Below are 19,142 nucleotides of genomic sequence, written 5' to 3' on the forward strand. Positions count from 1 at the left end.
TTATTTACACTTGCGGTAAGGGCGCGATTGCACCGCTTTGTAACCGCTCCAAATCTGTTTTTACCATTTTTTCTAAAAGTTCCTCAAAGCTTACTTGGGGTTCCCAGCCGAGCTTTTTTTTAGCTTTGCTGGGGTTAGCTACTAGCTGAAAATGCTCATCTTGTCGCAAGAAACTAGTATTTAATACTACATGGTGCGTCCAATCCAATCCGACAGACTCAAAGGCTGTGGCAACTAAATCTCTAACACTATGCAGTTTACCAGTGCCAATCACATATTCTTCTGGTTCATCAATTTGCAACATTAGCCACATTGCCTCTACATAATCACCTGCAAAGCCCCAATCACGTTTGGCATCAAGATTACCCATTTCTAAGGTGTCAGTTAAACCCAATTTAATCGATGCAGCCGCCAAAGAAACTTTGCGTGTGACAAACTGAGGTGCGCGTAAAGGAGACTCGTGATTATATAAAATTCCGCTACAGGCAAATAGTCCATAGCGCTGTCTATGATGCACCATCGTCCAGTGGGCGTGCATTTTAGCCGCAGCATAAGGATTTTTGGGACGAAAAGCGGTTTCCTCATCTTGAGGCGAGAGGAATACATCGCCAAACATTTCTGAACTGCTGGCTTGATAAAATCTGGTAGACAAACCAACTTTTCGTACTGCTTCCAAAAGTCTAGTAGCTGTACCAGTTATTAAATCAAGGGTTCCTAATGGGTCGTTCCAGGAGTCAGGTACAAAACTGGGAGCCGCCAAATTGTAAATTTCTTGAGGACGAAGTTGTTCAACTGCGGTGAACAGTGCTGCATTATCCCTCAAGTCAACCGTAAAAATTTCTACCTGATTTGCCAGTATTCCCAGTTTTGTCAAATTAGGTTGTCGATGTGGGGGTACTAATCCGACAACTCGATAACCACGGTTGAGGAGCAAATGGCTGAGATAGTAGCCATCTTGACCAGTAATTCCTGTAATTAGGGCTGTCTTAGTCATATTTTGTCCCCTATATCTGTCTATCTCTTTAGGTACGAAATGGCACTTGTTGGAGAACAAACATTAAGACTCTCAACACTGCTGACAAATCTTAACAAGGGAGCTAGTGTAGCTCGAATGCTATTTTTACTATATTCACTAATTCTTTTTATACAAAAATCTTATTTGATATTTTACCAAAAGATCATAATCAATAAGCAATTTCACGTAAAAAACATATTACTACAATTTAAATAATTTTGAAAAAAGAGTATAATTTTATAAATCAAGTAACTATGTATTTCAGCAAAAGCTGCTTCTTTTTGAAGGTGTGTAGCTCAACTTTGAGTAAAATCTTCGTTAGCTTGGTGACGACTATATGAAAAGTTTTATTTGTTTGACTCCTAAGTACGGACGAGCTAGCAAGAGAGTATTGTAGAGAATAAAAGCCTTCGTTTTTTGTCGATACTCCTTCCCTACACTCCGCTCATAAGAAAAATTTCATTGTTACTTTTGTGCTTCTACAGAATATTTGACAATGAGCAGGCAATTTCTACCATCCGCACCACGTTCGTATACAACCCGGTCAGCCAACCGTCGGAGGAGGAACCATCCATACCCACCTACTTGCAGAGTCCCTGGGGCTGGCTCTGCGATCGCATCAGGATTGAAAGGTTTTCCGTAATCCCAAATTCTAATTTCTAGTCGGTCAATCCACAGATAAACGTTAATTTCAATGATTGTTTCCGGAGGTAAAGCATGATGAGCGTGACGAACAGCGTTGGTAAAGCCTTCTGCTAATGCTAAATTGAGGCGATCGAGTTGGGTTTTTGACCAGCCAAGTTGAGACAAGTGTTGCAGACAAAATTGCTCAAACCATTCTTGCACCTGGTTTAAGAGCCTGAGTTCGCTCTTAACAGTCAGATGGTCTTGCTGCACTATACTAAGCATTAACTGTGAGTTGAATATAAGTAAACCCAAGTTGCTAGTTATTAAATTCTGCGCTGTTCGCAAAATTTCTCTCACATAAAAAAATCTAAATTGACATATTCTGTGTACCAAAATACAAAACATGAACGATTTTGGCATTCTGAGGATTGTAACTAGCAACTTACGTTAAGTAAGAAATGTTTGTATTTGTTGACTTTTGATGATTTGAGATTTTGGAATAGCTTTTCAATCCAAAACTTCAAATCCCAGATTCAATCTGAACTATTGAAGAAGAATAAGAATTCAGAATAGAGAATTCAGAATTCAGAATGAAATCAGTGAGGGATACCCTGCGGGATCTTGCTACAGATCCAACACTATTTTGTTGATCACTAAAAAAAGCATATTTAGTAGGGAACTTAAACCCATTTATTCAGACACCATCTATGAGACGCTATGCGTAACTTGCTTTCCTGTAGAATACACGGACTTGCTTTGAATGGCGCGATCCGCTTTTTCGTTTAGAATTTAATTCTGTTAGCGGATAGCTAAGGTTTAGCCCATTCTGGCTTCTGACTTCTGAATTCTTTCCTGTTAAAATTGACGCCTGTTGATTGTTTTCAAAAGCACATCTGCATCTGCTCTTGAAACTCACAGGCGTCAAAGCACTTTGTGGTGACTAATTTAGAATAGTCCCAAGGTCAAAGATTTATCCAATGGCAAAGCAGCACCAATACCCAGCCACAAGGTGACAAGAGTACCAACGAGGAATACTGTGGTTGCGACTGGACGGCGGAAGGGGTTTTGGAACTTATTCACGTTCTCAATAAAGGGAACGAGGATTAGCCCTACTGGTACGGAACCCATTGCTAACACTCCTAAAAGTTTGTTAGGAAGCGATCGCAAAATTTGGAAGACTGGATACAAGTACCACTCTGGCAAAATTTCCAATGGTGTAGCGAAAGGATTTGCTGGTTCACCGGTCATTGCAGGATCTAGCACAGCTAGAGCCACAATTGCAGCGAAGGAACCCATGATCACAATTGGAAAGACGTAAAGTAAGTCATTAGGCCAAGCGGGTTCACCATAGTAGTTGTGACCCATGCCTTTAGCGAGTTTGGCTCTTAACTGAGGATCGCTCAGGTCAGGTTTTTTTTGTGTTGACATTTTGAAATGTGCTCTCCTGCTTAAGTTAAATTAAAGCATTTGTGAAAGCTATCAGCTACTAGGCAACCAACAGGCAGCAAACAGCGTTTTTATATCTACAGTCATCCGCCTGAAGGTTTTCTATAGCTTGAGGCTTCAGATACAAGTATTTATTTTTGGAACTTATGTGCAATTAATTTCTTGTGTTTCATAAGTTTAAAACAAACCACTCGATCTGAAAACTAACAAATGTATGTTGCCTTTCGCCAATAGCTGAGATTACAAAGGCCCGGAAATGCCTTGCTTGCGGATCATCAAGAAGTGAAACAGCATGAATACTGCAATCAACCAAGGCAGTACAAATGTGTGTGCGCTGTAGTAACGAGTTAGTGTTGCTTGACCAACACTAGAACCGCCACGCAGCAGGTCGGAAATCAGAACTCCAACCACGGGAATTGCTTCTGGTACGCCGCTAACGATTTTCACAGCCCAGTAGCCAACTTGATCCCAAGGTAGAGAATAGCCGGTAACTCCGAAGGAAACGGTGATTACAGCTAGGATGACACCACTTATCCAGGTCAGTTCGCGGGGCTTTTTGAAACCACCAGTCAGATAAACCCGGAAGGTGTGCAAAATCATCATCAATACCATCATGCTCGCAGACCAGCGATGGATGGAGCGAATTAGCCAACCGAAGTTTACTTCATTCATGATGTACTCTACTGAGGAGAAAGCTTCAGTTACTGTTGGCCTGTAGTAGAACGTCATGGCAAATCCAGTGGCAAACTGGATGAGAAAACAAACCAGGGTAATTCCACCCAGGCAGTAAAAGATATTGACGTGGGGAGGGACGTACTTGCTAGTAACGTCTTCGGCGAGTGCCTGAATCTCCAGGCGTTCCTCAAACCAGTCGTAAACGTTGGCCATACAATCTCAAGTTCCTAAAAGTCGGTTGCGGTTGATAAATCCCGAAGTTCTGAATCGGCAGAAGCCTTCGCTCAGACTTCTCTCCCAAGTAGTAATTTTGGGATTTTAGTAAAGGGGAGTTTTTTTGTTTGCTTTTCAGCTTTTGGCGTCCTAAGAGACTTCAGAAACTTTACACTCTGTAAAGATGGAATATATTGCGATCTCTTTCCGCCCCTACACACAAAATAGTGGACACAAAGTAGATTTTATCCTTTGGTGAGTGGATACGATGCATCAATTGACTGAACAACTTGATGAGAAAAATGCACCACTTCTATAAAAAAAGTAACATAATCGAGAGATAGATTTCATCAACAACAGAGGAAGTGGGCATTATCTAGGAAATTTGGGTTGAGGTGGAATTGATAATGGGGTTCATGAACAAACAAGTCTTTCGGGTTGGATTTTCATTGTTAATGGCGTTTTGCTTGGCGTTGGGTACGCTCACTCAACCAGCGCTGGCTTTAACGGGGGAACAAAAGCTGGTTTCGGAAGTTTGGCGAATTGTTAATCGTACTTATCTAGATGAGACCTTTAATCATCAAAACTGGGCGGCTGTGCGGCAAAAGGTTCTGGAGAAGCCACTGGCAGACTCAAATGCCAGCTATGAAGCAATTGGAAAGATGCTCAAGAGCCTCGACGATCCTTTTACTCGTTTTTTAGATCCAGAACAGTACCGCAGCTTGCAGGTCAATACTTCTGGGGAACTGACTGGGGTAGGATTGCAAATTGCCTTGAATTCTGAGAATGGGAAATTGGAAGTGGTGGCTCCCATCGCCGGTTCACCGGCAGATAAAGCGGGGATTAGACCACGCGATCGCATTCTCAAAATTGAAGGCGTTTCCACAGAAAATCTCACTCTTGATGAAGCTGCTACCAGAATGCGCGGGCCTAGTGGCAGCCTTGTGACTCTCTTGATCGAACGGGACGGAGAGGCAGAAACGGAAATTAGACTGACGCGCGATCGCATTGCTCTTAACCCTGTAGTTTCAGATTTGCGTGTTTCTGCTGAGGGTACACCCATTGGCTACCTACGTCTTACACAATTTAATGCCAACGCTTCAACGGAATTGGCACACGCTATTTCTAGTCTAGAAAAAAAAGGCGCTGCTGCCTACATTCTAGATTTGCGAAATAATCCTGGGGGGTTATTGCAATCAGGAATTGAAATTGCCCGTCTGTGGTTAGACTCTGGCACGATTGTTTACACTGTTAACCGACAAGGTATTCAGGGTAGTTTTGAAGCCTTTGGACCCGCCCTGACGAAAGATCCTCTGGTGATTTTGGTGAATCAAGGAACTGCTAGTGCCAGTGAGATTCTTGCCGGCGCACTCCAAGATAACGATCGCGCCCAGTTGATAGGCGAAACCACCTTTGGCAAGGGTTTAATTCAATCCTTGTTTGAATTATCAGATGGTTCGGGTTTGGCAGTGACAATTGCTAAGTATGAAACTCCTGAACACCGAGATATTAACAAACTAGGTATTAAACCAGATAAGGTTATTTCCCAACCAGCCATTAACCGCGAACAGATTGGCACGGAAGCGGATCTGCAATATCAAGCAGCAGTTGAACTTTTGGTGAAAAATTCTGTGGTGGCGGGGAAAGCTTGAACAACGGGACAAGGAGACAAATCAGGTGGGGGTTCAGACTCCATCTGATGATTTAGTTATGACGATAATGGTAGCTGAATCACAAATTCAGTTCCTTCGCCAAGTTGGGAATTCACCGCGATCGCTCCGCCATGTTTTTCTACAATAATTTGACGAGCGATCGCCAATCCTAATCCTGTGCCTTTACCGACAGCTTTTGTCGTAAATAAATGGTCAAATATTTTTTGTTTTACCTCTTCATCTATACCTTTTGCATTATCAGCGATTGTAATTCTAACTAGATTATTTTTGACTGTAGTTGTAATTTTAATACAGTTTGGACTTGCTTTAATTTCGTCAAAACTGTGACCTATATTTGATTCCTCTAAGGCATCAATAGCATTTGCTAAGATATTCATAAATACTTGATTTAATTGTCCAGGGAAACACTCAACTTGAGGTAAAGTATTATATTCAGTTATTACTTCAATTGCTGGACGTTGCTCGTTCGCTTTGAGACGATGTTTCAAAATTAAAATCGTGCTGTCGATGCCTTGATGAATATTAAATGGTACTTTATAATCTTTATCAGCACGTGAGAAAGTTCGTAAACTGGTGCTGATATTTTTCAGGCGATCGCACGCCATCGACATGGCATCAATCATCTTAGGCAAGTCTTCTAAGCTATAATCCAAGTCAATTTCTTCGGCATGGTTAAGAATTTTATCACTCGCATTAGGTAAGGTTTCTTGATAGAGTTTTAAGTGTTCGATAATATCAGCAAAAGTAGGTTTAGCTTGTTTGAGACTGGCAGCAATAAAACCAAGGGGATTATTCATTTCATGAGCCACACCAGCAACTAAGTTGCCTAGTGCTGACATTTTTTCACTTTGCACCATTTGCAATTGGGCGTTTTGTAGATCGGTTAACGCTTGTTCTAAATCTTGTGATTTTTGCTGCAAGGCAAGTTCAGTAAGTTTGCGTAAGCGAAGCTCGTTGTAGACATCGCTAATATCTCGCATCACAACTACTGCACCGAGTTTGTTACCTGAAGAATCAGCGATCGCTTGTCCACTTGCTAATAAAATTCTTTTAGAACCATGCTTTGGCGCAATTACCATTTCGGTATTTTCAACGATTTCCCCTTGTAGAGCGCGAAACAGAGGAATTTCTGTTTTTGATAGGGGTGTTTGACCATCAGGTTGATAGAGATCGAAGTGTTCTGTCCATTGTTCTGGTGCTAATGATTCTACTGGTAAGCCATGAAATTCATGAGTTGCTTTGTTAAATAGAGTCAATTTGCCACTAGCGTCGCAAACAACAATCCCATCTGTAATATTGTGAATAATGGCATTCAAGAACTCTCGTTCTTTGGCTAAAGATGCTTCGGCCTGTTTGGCATTAGTAATATCAATCACCACCCCATCCCATAGGGTTGCGCCATCGGCTTGTCGCTCTGGTCGAGCCGCAGATTGAATCCATTTCATGGTTCCTGAAGGCAGGATGATGCGCCATTCTTGCTCAAAGGGTGTGAGATTTTGGGCTGAATAGGCGATCGCTTCAGCAATAGCTGCTTGATCGTCAGGATGATGCATAGCGTAAAAGCTATGCGTACCTCTCATTACCTGCTCTGGCTGTAACCCATACAAATCAAAACAGCCAGAGCTAACGTAGGGTATCGAAGTTGAACCGTCCGCCGCCAGACGGAATTGGTATACCATCCCAGGAATATTATTTGCCAAATTTTGGAAGCGGATTTCACTAGCCTGCAATTTGGCTAAAGATTGTGTTAGCTGTTGAGCGTAGTTCTGAGAATTTTGGTAAATTCGGGCATTTTCTAGAGAAATTGCGGCTTGGGCGCAAAGTAAGTTCAGCAGTTCGACGCGATCGCTTGTAAAGGCTCCGGTTGCCAAATTATTTTCCAGGTACAATACGCCCAGCAATTTACCCTGATGCAAAACTGGGCTGCACAAGATACTCTTGGGTTGCTGTTGCTGAATATACGGGTCATTGAGTAGTTTTGGATGCACTGTGGCATCAGTAATTACTACTGGTTTTAAGTTGCGTTTAACATTATTAATTAAGCCAACTGGCACATCAACAGAGTCTTCAACAGGCTCTGGTTTGAGCAACATCGAGTAAAAATCGACCTTGGCAGCTTGGTTCTGTACACCGCTCAGGGAAACCTGTGCTAACGCCTGAACTAGCAACCGATCTGACTGCAAAAGCATGAATACACACTTATCGGCTCCAGCATTTTCAATGACGATATGCAGCAAAGCTGAAAGCAGTTTTTCGAGTTCGATTTCCCCAGAAAGGGTTTGAGAAGCTTTGAGAATGGTAGCTAAATCTAAAGCAACAGAGACGCTGCTACTGGAAGTGGCGGAACTGGTGGAGGTGATACTCCCCAAGGTGAAGATAGTTTCGTTAGTTGAGAGGGGAGAACGGGTTTGCTCTAAGATGGGGGCGAGGAGTTGGGGATAGCGTCGTTCCAAGTCGGCGACTTTGGCTTTAGCCCCCCAACGAGTATAGCCATAGTAGGCTTGGGTCATATATGACTGAGCAATCCGCTCTTTGCGCCAATTGAGGTAGAATTTAGCTGCCAGTTCATTGGCAAGGGCTTCTTCTTGGATGTAACCGTGTTCTTTCGCTAGAGTTATGGCGCGATCGTACAAATCTATTGCCTCTGATTTCTGCCCTAACACTCGGTATCGATCAGCTTCAACTAAATAAAATTTGTGCAGGTGATTTTCTGGAGCATGGTTAGCCCACTTTTTCATTTTTTCCTGATTTTTAGCCACCCGTTGCAGAATGTGTTGCTGTTGTGCTTCACAAACCTGAGAATAGATTGCCAGATGGGCTAGAGAATCATAGGTGTAGCAAAGCGGAACTATGAATAAGCCTGTAGCACCACCGATATAGTTTGCGGCGGCGATCGCAGCTTCTACCGCCAACTCCAACTTGCCAAACATGTAACACAGACCAAGTTGGCTGGCATAGAAATAGTACAGCGCAGTCTGATCGCCCGATCGCTGGAGGGCTGGCACAATTTCCTCTCGATTAAAGGCATCTCCACTCAGCTGCCAAGGTTCAGCAGAATCGCCGATCATATTCAAAATTGCTTGCTGAAAAACAGTCAAATGACTAGTAAGACCTTCTTGGTTGAGGTGCGCGAGTTGATCTCGGAAGGCAGCGCTCTGTCGGCTGAGATCGCTTAGTTCTTTGCCCATAAACCAACAGTATGAGATGTAAATGAATCCGCAAATAGCAGCTGATTCTAAATCTCCCGTTTCCAATCCAACTTCGTAGCCTTCCCGGAGAAACGGTAAGGTGTTCTTGAGCGGCTCTTTCCAATGCCACACACTACAATGAATTCCGACATAAACTCTAGATTTCAGTTCTTTGGCATTGAAATGTTCGAGCAACAAAAGTGCTAGTTTTGCACACTCATAGCCAAAGTCAATCTCTCCTACCATTCCACAAAGTATTAGTCCATAGTAGGCATAGCCAATTGCCGAAAATGAGCTATTGCCATATTGAACCGATAAATTAACCTGTTCGAGGACAATAAACGGTAACAGTGCTGGAGTTACAACAAAGGCAGCAGAAGAGACAGCGGCAAGAATCCGTACAACAGCTAACTTATTAGGGTCTGACATCTGGGGCAGAGTCATTAAGTCTAACGGTTGCCTTCCAGCCAGGATCGATTTAGTCGCCTTGAATGCCTGTGCAATATCTAATTGACTGGGTTGCCCCGAAAAACTCGTTCCTAGATGCTCTACAATCTTTAGGGCAATCTGCACTGCCTCTATAAATTGATGTTGGGCTTGAGCAGCTTGAATTTGAACTTCATAGACCTTGACCGTATCCAACAAGTTTCTAGAGTGTTCTGTAATGACTGCCGCCAATTGTGTCATCTGTTCAAAGTTGCCGCTCAGGTAAGCGGCTTCAGTGGCCGCTTCGTAAAGGGCTAAGGTTAACTCATACTGCGTTTGCCACATATCCTTAGCTAACAAGGCGATGCCTGTAGTGCAATACTCAAATGCGGCTGTATAGGCAGTTGCGGCTCTGGCTTTTTGTCCAGCTTTCAGATTGAGTTGGGCGAGTTCTATTTGCTGAGATAGATCGACAATTAGAGATTTACCGATATTAAGTTGGTTAACGATTTCAAATAATTTTTCGTCTTGTTTAGCAACAGGCGTATGAATCATTAATAGTTGCCCAATTTTTAGGTGAGCAATCTGTTTTTGTTCCTCTGGAATCAGGAAATAAGCAGCTTGCTGGACGCGATCGTGCAAGAATTTGTAAACTGTCATTTGTCCTTTGTCATTTGTCATTTGCAAATGACAAAGGACAAATGAGGCATCCTGATAAAACTTGTAAATTTCATTGGTAGGAATGATAAATCCTTCTTGCAATGCTTTCCACAAGTCTGAAGCGGTTTCTGCCTGCGACTTTTCATAAACGATCGCTAACGTCGCCAAATCGAATTGATTGCCGATACAGGCTGCCAGTTTTAGAACATTTTGAGTGATGTCGGGCAATTTTTGAATTTGTTGTGCCATAAATTGCACAACATCATCAGTCAGAGCAAGCGATGTCTGACGACAAGCCGCTACGTGTCTACGCACTTGCGCTACATCACACTGCCAAAAACCAACCTCCCAATCAAAAGTAATCAACCCATCCTCATGTAGCGCTTTCAAAAACTGAGTTGTGAAAAAGGGATTGCCTTTAGCTTTTTGATAAACTAACTCTGTTAACAGTAATGCCTGTGCCGTTGTGTAACTGAGGGAGTCGGCGATCAAATGGTTCACATCTGCTTGACTCAAGGCAGCTAGGGTCAAGGTGTTGACGCCAGAAGATGCCTTTTCAATTTCATCTAGCGTCAACATGAGTGGATGAGCCGCAAACACCTCGTTATCGCGGTATGCACCAATAATGAATAGATGGCTGCAATCATTTTGAGTCATCAACAGCTTCAGCAAATTAAGCGATGCCAAATCTGCCCACTGCAAGTCATCGAGAAACATCACCAACGGATGCTCTCTTTGAGCGAACACCTGAATGAACTTTTGGAACAGCAGATGAAAACGGTTTTGTGCCGCACCGCCCGATAGTTCAGCGAGCGCACGCTGTTTGCCAATCATCTGCTCCAGTTCCGGAATTACCTCGATCAGGAGTTGTCCGTTCTCTCCCACTGCCGCTAAAATCTTTTTCTGCCATTGCTTTAGCCGAGGATCATTTTCACTAAGCAACTGTCCGATTAGGTCACGAAGGGCTTGTACAAAAGCAGACAGAGGAATGTTACGGTTGAACTGGTCGTATTTACCCTTGATGAAGTAGCCATTCCACCGCACAATCGGCTTATGCACTTCATTGACGACTGCGGTTTTACCAATACCAGAGAAACCTGCCACTAGCATCAATTGAGAGCTACCATTGGCAACTTGACCAAATGCTTCTAGTAAGGTCTTAACTTCCGATTCCCGCCCGTAGAGCTTTTCGGGTATGAGAAAGCGATCGCTGATATCGCGCTGTCCTAAATCAAACCAGGTATGTTTGCCTGTTTCTTGCCACTGTTCTAAGCAGGTAACAAGGTCATGTTTAAGTCCTAGCGCACTTTGATAGCGGTCTTCGGCGTTCTTTGCCATCAGTTTGCGGACAATTTCGCCCAGCATCAAGGGCAATTTGGGGTTGAAATCGCAAAGGCAGGGTGGAAGTTTCGCAATGTGGTAATGCACCAACTCCATTGGTTCATGGGACTCAAAGGGCAATTTTCCACTCAGTAGTTCAAAGAAAGTCACGCCTAAAGAATAGAAGTCACTGCGGTAATCAATGCCTCTATTCATCCGTCCGGTTTGCTCTGGCGACAGATAGGCTAGCGTTCCCTCCAATCCATTGAGGCTTTGGATTTCCTGGGTTTCTCGTGGTAATAAGGAGGCAATACTAAAGTCAATCAGCTTGATTTGTTTCGTGTCAGGATGAATCAAGATGTTGGCTGGCTTGATGTCTTTATGAATGACGCGCTGTTGATGTAATTGGTGTAAAGTGTCAAGCAGTTGCAGAGCAATGGGTAGAAATTGCTCTAATGTCAGTGTTTTTCCTTGAGTAAATTGCCGCAGGGAAACACCACCAAAGTCTTCCATGACTAGGGCATAGCCATTATGATGGGCTTCCAGGCTGTAGGGTTTGATAATGCCGTGAATATTTAGGTTTTTAGCGATCGCATATTGGTTGCGAAACTGTACTAATTCAGTAAAAGTTGGGAATTCTCGTTTTAAGAGCTTGATGACAACTGGTAGAGGATCGCATTCTCGAATTGCCCGATACACTTGAGTACGAGAACCTGAATAAAGTTTCTCGATGATTTGGTAGCCAGCAATCTTTAAAGTTCCATCAACTTTTGCGCTCATAAATTTTCACGAAAATTTACTTTATATTAGTGTTATAATTCCCATTACCATCTCTTAGTTAACAAACGTTTGCGGACATAGTTTTACCAGTACCGATTCATCCCAAAAAATCATGTCGTAATGCTAAAACCGCAAGTACTTTTATTGGCGAATACCCATTTTTCATAAACTGTTAGTCGGTGTTGGAAGTAAACTATCATTTCGTACAGTTAGTATTTTTTTGTAGTACTAGGTCGTTACAAGTGTCTCTGGAATCTAGCGCTATCGCATTTTTTCAGTAACTATGTGCTACTCCAAGAAATCATATTGGCTGCGCTATTTTAGTCTGATTTAAGCTCAAAGATTTAGCTGATAAAACTGGTCAAAAAATTTATCCAATCAAGGATAGTTTGTTGTCAAATTCTTTAGCTCGGCAATTAAAACGTCAAGACGTTACCATGTTTATTGCCTAGTTGTTTGGCGCGTAGCGCGGTATAACCCAATACGCTTGGGTTAGCACCAAAAACCTTAAGTTGTGTAGGTTGAGGAGCCACTGTGTTAGGCGGGTTTCCCGATTTGTACCCCTTCGGGGAAGCAAGCTACGCGCAGCGTCTCCCCTTGGGAGAAGCAAGTGGTGTTTGAGGAACGAAACCCAACATTTTCATCGCTTTGTTGGGTTGCGCTTTGCTTCACCCAACCTACAATTTTTCACAAAGCCAAGCGTATTGCGGTATAGCCGCGCCATTGCTTGTGACAGTTGCGTAAGTCCTGTCAAACATCAAATAGGTTTCCTATATATGTAGACAATTTGCAGAATTTTTACTCTTTGAATTTAGATTTAATTGGGCGGTAATTCCAAACTCATTTCACCCAACAATCCCTTGCGAAAATCTGTTAAAAGTTGCCTTGCTGCTCGCTCTACATCACCTTTGTAACGATGCTCTGCTAAAGCGTGCAAATAGGTATCTCCGGTGTCTGATGTTGAATCTAGTTGGTAGCGGGACTGTAACGGTTTTTTTGGTAATAAATCTCCGGCTACAGCTTCTAAATAGTTGAGTAAATCCACTAAGGCTGCTGCTACTAGTTGGTTATCGTAAGATGCTTCACCGATATCATCACAAATAGCTAATTTTAAGGCTGCGTCTTGGTCTTCTAATCTTAGAGGGATGACACCAGGAGCATCTAGCAATTCTAAATGTTCGGAAATTCGCACCCAGCGTAGTTGGCGAGTTACCCCAGGACGAGCTGCACTTTCCACGACTCGCTTTCCCAACAGGCGGTTAATTAAAGCTGATTTACCGACATTGGGAAAACCAATCACCACAGCCCGCACTGGACGGGGTAACATCCCGCGATCGCTTCTTCTTTGATTGAGTTCTATCCCAGCGGCTTGCGCTGCCCGCGCTACTTCTGCTATACCTTTACCATGTTGAGCATTGGTAAAATACGGGACTTCTCCTTGACGTTTAAACCAATCGATCCACAGCGATCGCATTTGTGGTGTAATCATATCTACTCGGTTAAGTATCAACACCCGTGCCTTACCTTCTACCCACTCACCTATTTGGGGATGGTGAGTCGCTAAGGGAATCCGAGCATCTCGTACCTCAAACACCACATCTACGCGCTTCAGCTGTTCTTTGAGCTTCCTTTCAGCTTTCGCAATGTGACCTGGATACCATTGAATCAGGTTTAATCTATAGTTTTGAGTTATAGCCATAATTAATTACCAAATAAATTATTATCACTTATCAATTATCATTCACTATGGCTTGATGTAAAATCAGACGATTGCCATCAGGGTCATAAGCATATATTTCTCTACCGTGGGAAGCAATGGAAATGTCTTCTGGTGGAGGATAGCCCAAAGCAGTTAGGTGAGCGATCGCATCTTCTAAGTTACTCACCTCTAAACACAAACTTATCTTACTTTTGGCGTTCGATTCAAATTCCGATTCGTTTGTCTTCTTTGGTTTAAAAATACCTAATCGCATACTAACTAAATTAAACTCAGCATAGACATTTGGAATCAAAATAACTGGCTTTTGCTCCAGCAATTTGGTATAGAAATTAACTAACTTCTCAAAATTAACCGATGCTATGGTGACAAATGCGTTAGTGTACTGAAAAACCATATTGGTTTTAAGTTAGTTGATTTTTTTGCTAAAGAAGTGCGATCGCCAATCAAAAAAGATTCTCACTTTTCTAAAGTTCTTACACTCAGCATTTGCGGCGGTGTCGAATCTGGTTTGGTCTTTAAAGAGAGTGTGGATGGTTTAAGCGAATTTAAAAACGTTCAGTGATTGTAGAAATAAAATTAAGATAATCAGTCATCTATACAAAAATCTGCTGCAAATTTAAAACAAAACCAGGGAGAACATCTTCACCCGATAAACTTGTGGGAAATTGTAAAACTTCCGGTGCAAGATTTGGGCGATAAATTATTACGTGTTTATCTTTAGGATTAATTAACCAACCCAGTTGTAAACCATTTGCTAAGTATTCCTCCATTTTGGCTTTAGTATCTTCCACATCATCAGTTTCAGAAACTAATTCCACTGCAAAATCAGGACACAAAGGGAGAAATTTCTTTCTTTGTTCTGGGGTAAGAGCATCCCATCTTTCTATTCTTATCCAAGAAGCATCAGGTGAACGAGTTGCCCCATTTAGTAATTTAAACCCAGTAGAAGAATCAAAAGCTTTTCCGAGTTTATTCTGTCTGTTCCAAACTCCTAAATCAAGATACAGTTCAAAATTACGGTTTCCTGTTTCTCCCCCAGTAGGTGACATGATAATTAATTCCCCTTCAGCAGTTAACTCTAGTCGTAATTCTTTATTCACAGCGACAATCTGTGCAAATTCCTCATCAGTAAATTGCAGATTAGAAGGTAATTGTAAGGTTAAAGCAGTCATAATTAATTGCGCTCCACAAAAATCCTAGTTGCATCAAACCCATCTGCTGCTAATAGGGAAGATTTAGCCTCTACCTCTACTTTAGGAATCCCCTCCAACAAATGCCCCATTGTTTGATTTTTTAAAACAATTTTGGGGTAGGTAATAAAGGTGAGAGACTGAATGAGAAAACAAAATCTCTAGTATAGTGTTATATCAATCACCACATACGTAGACTAATTTTTGTATTCCAGACTATCCGTTGCCATTCTTTCTCATAGGGTAAATTAGGTTTATCCCATGAGAGAAAATGACCTCTCGATTTTTTCGTTTGTCTTGTAATAGCTAACGAGCGCGGAGGGATTTGAACCCCCGACCCACAGAACCGGAATCTGTTGCTCTATCCACTGAGCTACGCGCCCTTAATCTTCCATATTATAGCACGTCTGTGATAAAATTCGCAGCTTTAAAGATAATTAGCTGGGTCTACAGGTGTACCATTCCGACGGACTTCAAAGTGAAGATGAGGGCCAGTTGAGAAACCTGTAGAACCAACAGCAGCGATCGCTTGTCCGCGTTCAACTGCTTGTCCCTCAGAAACATATAACTCGCTGGTATGCCCATAGAGTGTAGTTATGCCATTACCGTGATCGATAATTACCGCTCTACCATAGCCACCATACCACCCAGCAAAAATTACTCTTCCCGAATCGGCTGCCCGAATTTTACTGCCATAGCTAGCGGCAAAATCTAACCCGGCATGAAAGCGACGATAGCCAAGAATAGGGTGTACCCGCCAGCCGAAGGGACTGCTAGTAGAAGCATCGCTAGGATATGCCATTACACCAGTTCCGCGAATAATGATATTTTTCCGGCTGTTGGTTTTTCCTTGCGCCTCTTCAGCTTCTGCTACCTTTTGTTGAATCAAGACTTCCAGATTTTTGGATTCTCTTTCTAGCTGATTTTGCGCGGCTTCCAAGGCGAGGCGATCGCTATTCAGGCGTTGAATCAATTCTGATTGTGATTGCGCCTGGGTTTGATAATCGGCTTTTTGTGCTAATAGTTGCTCACGAATTAAGCCAATTTCATTTTTTTGCTGTTCTACTTCCGTTTTTTGTTTATCGATTGAGTTTGCTTGGGTGTTGAGCTTTAGCAAAATTTTCTGGTCTGCCTGAAACACTAACTTCAACTGATGACGACGGCTGAAAAAATCGCTGATATTTTCACTTTCAAGTAAAACTGCCCATCCAACAAAAGCAGGCGATCGCTGAAGATAACGCAATCGTGCTACTGTTGCAATTTGCCGCTCCTGATATGAACGTTCTGCCACATCTAAATCAGTTTCTAACTGCTGGAGGCGTTGGGTAGCGAGTTGTAATCGTGATTCACTCTCTTGAAGATAGCTATCTGTAGTTTGCAGATTTTGCTTTAAACCAGTGAGGTGTTTTTGCGCCTCTTGTTGAAGATTAGTTAAGCGATCGCGCTCTCCAACTACACCCTGACGCTGCTGGTTCATTTGTTGCTGCTGTTGTCGCAGAGTATCAATAGACCCTGTAGACGTTGCGTGGGCTGGAATTAATGCCAAACAAATCCACAAAATACAGCAAAATGCAATAGATAAACAGCAATAAATCTGCTTTTTTTCTAGAAATCGCCCTCTCATAGTGCGAACCTAATCAATACGATACTTTCAAACACTATGAGGATTATTCCCAAAATCTAATTCACCCACGCCAACACATTATTAAATTGGTATGCCAAGTTGTAACACAAGGATTCCAGCTATGTCAGCTTTGAGCAGGTATGTGAGCAGGGGAGCAGGGGAGCAGGGGAGGCAGAGGAAGATGAGGGAGATGAGGGAGAAGAATTAATAACAATGACCAATGACCAATGACCAATGCCCCATGCCCAATGACCAATGCCCCATGCCCCATGCCCAATGCCCAATGCCCAATGCCCATTAATTACGATTAGCTTTCCAGTTTGCCAAATCAGCTAAAGAGCGATCGCGATAACGTCCATAACGCTCTGGTTTACTTTTGATTTTCATTCCTAAATCGGGAAAAATCCCAAAGTTCGGCGGCATTGGTTGGAAATGCTTCGGCGATGCGGAACTAATAAATTCTAATAACGCACCCATCATTGTTGTTGGTGGTAAAACCAAAGCTTCTTTACCTAAGGCTAACCGTGCGGCATTAATTCCCGCCAAGCAACCACCAGCAGCCGCCGCAGTATAACCTTCAGTACCAATCAATTGTCCAGCGGCTAATAATGTCGGACGCTCTTTAAATTGCAAGGTAGGATGCATTAACTGAGGAGCATTAATAAAAGTGTTGCGGTGCATTACTCCCAGCCTGACAAACTCTGCTTTTTCCAAACTTGGAATTAACTGAAAGATTCGCTTTTGCTCACCCCAACGCAGATTAGTTTGAAATCCTACCATGTTCCACAGCTGACCAGCTTTGTCTTCTTGTCGTAACTGCACCACAGCATAAGGACGTTCCCCTGTACGAGTATCTGACAATCCCACTGGCTTTAGGGGACCGTAGCGCATGGTATCTTCCCCGCGCTGTGCTAGTTCTTCTATGGGTAAGCAAGCTTCAAAAAATTTCGCCGTTTCCCGTTCAAAACCCTTGAGTTCTGTTTGTTCAGCTTTACAGAGTTCTTCTCGAAAGTGCAAGTACTGCTCTTTATTCATTGGGCAGTTGAGATAAGCGGCTTCACCTTTGTCATAACGTGATGCCATAAAAGCAATGTCACGATTAATCGATTCTCCCACGATAATCGGACTAGCTGCATCAAAAAAGCTGAGGTATTCCATCCCCGTAAAGCGTTGCAAATCTTCTGCTAGATCGGGACTAGTTAAAGGCCCCGTTGCTAAAACCACAATCCCTTCAGGAATCGCAGACACTTCACCCCGCCGAAACTCAACTAAAGGATGACTCGCTAAAGTTTCAGTTAAATCTTGGCCAAATTGTCCCCTGTCTACAGCTAGCGCCCCACCAGCCGGAACGGCGTGTTCATCAGCTTTTGAGATGACAATCGAACCGAGTTGGCGTAACTCTTCGTGCAATAATCCCGCCGCGCGATCGCTTGCCATTGCCCCAAAGGAATTACTACACACTAATTCTGCTAAATGTTCTGTATGATGAGCCGGACTAAATCGCTTTGGACGCATTTCATGCAGAATTAGTGGCACTCCAGCTTGCGCTATTTGCCAAGCTGCTTCTGTCCCAGCTAGTCCACCTCCAATTACTTGTATCGGTTGTGTTTCCATAGTTAAATTTTTAATTTCCATATTATAAGTATCCATCAGCATTACAAAAGTAAAATTAAATCAAAAGCCATGTTAAACCACAACAAGTGCAAATAAAGTATTGGGTCGATTGTAACGTTGAGACTGCACTCTCAAGATTTTTTACAATCGATTTTGCTGTCACATGAAAAGCCATCGTCAGCACTGGGCTGAACATTTTCCAACTGGTACACTGTCAGGAAGTGCGTTAGCGTAGCTTACCGTAGGTATCGCGTCCTCAGCCCTTACCTAATTGCATGAATCAAAAAAGTAGGATGTTTTGTATAAACCCTTGATTTTTCCTTTTTCCAGATGATACATTCAGTATGCATTCAATAATTAGTTAACAATGCGTAATTCGGACGTGATTTATGACTAAAAACAAAATCAAAAATAAGGTCGTTTTAAATCTAGCTCCAGTTATGTTTATTGAGGAAGTAACAGATGATGAGGAATTAAAAAGTGTATACGGTGGTGAAACGCCTCCTGATTCAGTATTAAACAGTAAGATTAATTCTGCTCTTGTAAATTACGGTATTCCATCTTCTGAAGATCCTAATAACCCATATACATTAACAGAAGAGGCGGTGTCTGCTTTCAAAGGAATTGCGGTTAATGAGACGTAGTAGATACAAACGATTTCCATTAACTATAGCAATATGCAATACTAGGACGTGTTTTCAAACACGCTCTATTCTCAAAAATAGGCTAATCTAAGTAATCCTGGAATTATACAAATGGCTCATCAAAGTCATTTGATATTGTAATGAAATCTTTGGCACTACTAAATAACAGCAGTTTTCACGAGTCCATGCTTGGGAGCGTGTTCAACTTTGGCAACAGATAATAGACTTCTTAACATTGTGGGGAAAAAGGGAAGGTGGGGTCCCCTCTGGGGATAAGGGGAAGGGGTAAAGGTATGGAATTTTCCCTTACCCTTTACCTTTAACCTT

The 19,142-nt window shown here is 42.5% G+C and carries 12 protein-coding genes and 1 tRNA gene; 2 read left to right on the forward strand and 11 right to left on the reverse strand.

The window, feature by feature from the left end; all coding sequences use genetic code 11:
- Positions 1–4: 4 nt before the first annotated feature.
- From HWQ42_RS15295 to petB, 4 genes are all read right to left on the reverse strand, one after another.
- Positions 5–994 (reverse strand): GDP-mannose 4,6-dehydratase, encoded by a 990-nt coding sequence (locus tag HWQ42_RS15295; RefSeq protein ID WP_292813444.1) that lies wholly within the window; start codon positions 992–994, stop codon positions 5–7.
- 486 nt (positions 995–1,480) lie between these two features.
- Positions 1,481–1,924, reverse strand: coding sequence for an anti-sigma regulatory factor (locus tag HWQ42_RS15300; RefSeq protein WP_292739730.1), 444 nt, complete (start codon positions 1,922–1,924; stop codon positions 1,481–1,483).
- Positions 1,925–2,587: 663 nt separating this feature from the next.
- Positions 2,588–3,070: a cytochrome b6-f complex subunit IV gene (petD, locus tag HWQ42_RS15305; protein ID WP_094352635.1), complete on the reverse strand. Its 483-nt coding sequence runs from the start codon at positions 3,068–3,070 to the stop codon at positions 2,588–2,590.
- A gap of 258 nt (positions 3,071–3,328) precedes the next feature.
- A complete protein-coding gene (gene petB / locus HWQ42_RS15310) occupies positions 3,329–3,976 on the reverse strand; it encodes a cytochrome b6 (protein ID WP_099102529.1) in 648 nt (215 codons plus the stop codon).
- A 407-nt stretch (positions 3,977–4,383) separates the two neighbouring features.
- Between petB and ctpA the strand changes: the two genes are divergently transcribed.
- A complete protein-coding gene (gene ctpA, locus HWQ42_RS15315) occupies positions 4,384–5,628 on the forward strand; it encodes a carboxyl-terminal processing protease CtpA (protein ID WP_292813447.1) in 1,245 nt (414 codons plus the stop codon).
- Between the two features lie 56 nt (positions 5,629–5,684).
- Here the strand turns inward: ctpA and HWQ42_RS15320 are convergent, their stop codons facing one another.
- From HWQ42_RS15320 to trmFO, 7 genes are all read right to left on the reverse strand, one after another.
- Entirely contained in the window at positions 5,685–12,023 is a 6,339-nt protein-coding gene (locus tag HWQ42_RS15320; RefSeq protein WP_292813449.1) for an AAA family ATPase, read from the reverse strand.
- An 817-nt stretch (positions 12,024–12,840) separates the two neighbouring features.
- Complete coding sequence (ylqF, locus tag HWQ42_RS15325; RefSeq protein ID WP_292813452.1) at positions 12,841–13,722, reverse strand: ribosome biogenesis GTPase YlqF; 882 nt, start codon at positions 13,720–13,722, stop codon at positions 12,841–12,843.
- A 31-nt stretch (positions 13,723–13,753) separates the two neighbouring features.
- Positions 13,754–14,137 carry a VOC family protein gene (locus tag HWQ42_RS15330; protein WP_292813454.1) on the reverse strand — a complete coding sequence of 128 codons (384 nt, stop codon included), beginning with the start codon at positions 14,135–14,137 and terminating at the stop codon, positions 13,754–13,756.
- A 199-nt stretch (positions 14,138–14,336) separates the two neighbouring features.
- Complete coding sequence (locus HWQ42_RS15335) at positions 14,337–14,915, reverse strand: Uma2 family endonuclease (RefSeq protein ID WP_292813457.1); 579 nt, start codon at positions 14,913–14,915, stop codon at positions 14,337–14,339.
- A gap of 328 nt (positions 14,916–15,243) precedes the next feature.
- Positions 15,244–15,316: transfer RNA gene (locus HWQ42_RS15340), tRNA-Arg, on the reverse strand.
- A gap of 44 nt (positions 15,317–15,360) precedes the next feature.
- Complete coding sequence (locus tag HWQ42_RS15345) at positions 15,361–16,557, reverse strand: murein hydrolase activator EnvC (protein WP_292813459.1); 1,197 nt, start codon at positions 16,555–16,557, stop codon at positions 15,361–15,363.
- A gap of 297 nt (positions 16,558–16,854) precedes the next feature.
- Positions 16,855–18,171, reverse strand: coding sequence for an FADH(2)-oxidizing methylenetetrahydrofolate--tRNA-(uracil(54)-C(5))-methyltransferase TrmFO (trmFO, locus tag HWQ42_RS15350; RefSeq protein ID WP_292813506.1), 1,317 nt, complete (start codon positions 18,169–18,171; stop codon positions 16,855–16,857).
- A 389-nt stretch (positions 18,172–18,560) separates the two neighbouring features.
- Between trmFO and HWQ42_RS15355 the strand changes: the two genes are divergently transcribed.
- Complete coding sequence (locus HWQ42_RS15355; protein WP_292730661.1) at positions 18,561–18,815, forward strand: hypothetical protein; 255 nt, start codon at positions 18,561–18,563, stop codon at positions 18,813–18,815.
- Positions 18,816–19,142 lie beyond the last annotated feature (327 nt).

The sequence above is a fragment of the Nostoc sp. JL23 genome, from assembly GCF_017115065.1.
Taxonomy (GTDB): domain Bacteria; phylum Cyanobacteriota; class Cyanobacteriia; order Cyanobacteriales; family Nostocaceae; genus Nostoc; species Nostoc punctiforme_A.